Below are 1,360 nucleotides of genomic sequence, written 5' to 3' on the forward strand. Positions count from 1 at the left end.
GCGTGGCTGGTGGGGGGCCCCGGGGTCGGCCGGGGGGGGGCGGGGTGGGGACCCGACATTGCGCTGGAGCCAGGTCGGCTCCTCGACCCCGGGCCGGTGCTCGGCCAGGGAGACCTCCTCGGCGCGGCCGGAGACGATGAGGCCGAAGTTCTCCAGCGCCTCGGTCGGCGTGCGGTGCGCCCACTCGGTGTACTGCCAGTACTGACGGTGCGTCCGCAAGCCGTCGGAGAAGCGCGGCACCCGGGGGAACTCCGCCCGGATGCGCCGTGCTCCGAAGGCGGCGATGGCGGGATCGGTGCCCTGGCCTCGCCCGGCGAACCGTCCCGGCATGCCGGGGACGTTCGCGCCGACGAAGGTGACCGGATCGTGCGATCCGGTCGCCACGAAGACGTTGTCGGCCCCGATGCCGAAATCCGAGGCATGGCGCAAGGGGCCCGCCCCCGGCGAGCCGAGCAGGGTGATGGTGGTGACCTCGCCCGCGAGCCGCCCGCCCGCGCCCGCGTGCCCCGTGGTGGTCGAACCGTAGCTGTGCGCCAGGATGTGGTTCTCGGCGCGCGCCGGGCCGCCTCTCTCGGCGTGGAAATCCCTCGCGGCGTTCGCGGCGGCGATGTCCCTGGCCAGCAGCGCGCCGCCTTCCTCGGCCGGACGCTGCGAGACCGTCTCGGTCGCCATCGTGCGTCCGCTCGGCGCGTTGTAGCCGATCCAGGCCACCGAGGCGATCTCGCGGCCAGGATTCATCCGCGACGCCACCTCGTACAGATTCAGCGAATTGCCCATCCGCGCGCGCAGATGCTGGAGCGTGGTGGTGATACCGGGGATCTGCCAGGCCACCGAGTCGGCGGTGTCGATATCGCCGAAGGACAGCACCGCGCGCCCGTCGTTGCCGAATTCCGTCGCGCTGTAGGCGATGAGGTGCACCGGCGGGGCGGTGACATTCGGATGCAGCCTGCCCACCCGCTCCTCGGCCACCGACAGCGCACGCCAGGTGTAGACCAGGTTCTCCAGTTGCCGCCTGGCGGCGCCGTCGAGTTCGGCGCGCATCCACTGCTCGAGGTCGGCGCCCTCGGGCGCGCGGTCGGCGAAGCGGGTCAGATCGCGGGTCACCGAAAGCCGGTTGGCGTGGTCGCGGACGTGGGCGGGAACGCCGTCGGCGTTGCCCACCTGCGCCGGGTACGTCCGCAGCATCACCGCCTGCTCCCGCGGGGTGAGCGAATGCCACCAGCGCGCGTTGTCGGTGGCCCGCTTGCGCGCCGAGGCCACGACATCGACCGGGTCCACCGCGTGCGCCAGCCGATCCGGCCGCGCCCCGGCCGCGAGCCGGTCCAGGATCTGTCGCGCCGCGGCGCGATCGGCGTCGGGG

General features: G+C 73.5%; 1 protein-coding gene. It reads right to left on the bottom strand.

All coding sequences use genetic code 11. The annotated features are described in order from the left end of the window. A partial coding sequence (locus QH283_RS28675; RefSeq protein WP_280506056.1) for an alpha/beta hydrolase occupies positions 1 to 1,360 on the bottom strand: 1,360 nt, incomplete at both ends.

The organism is Nocardia farcinica, from assembly GCF_029867845.1.
GTDB classification, from domain to species: domain Bacteria; phylum Actinomycetota; class Actinomycetes; order Mycobacteriales; family Mycobacteriaceae; genus Nocardia; species Nocardia farcinica_A.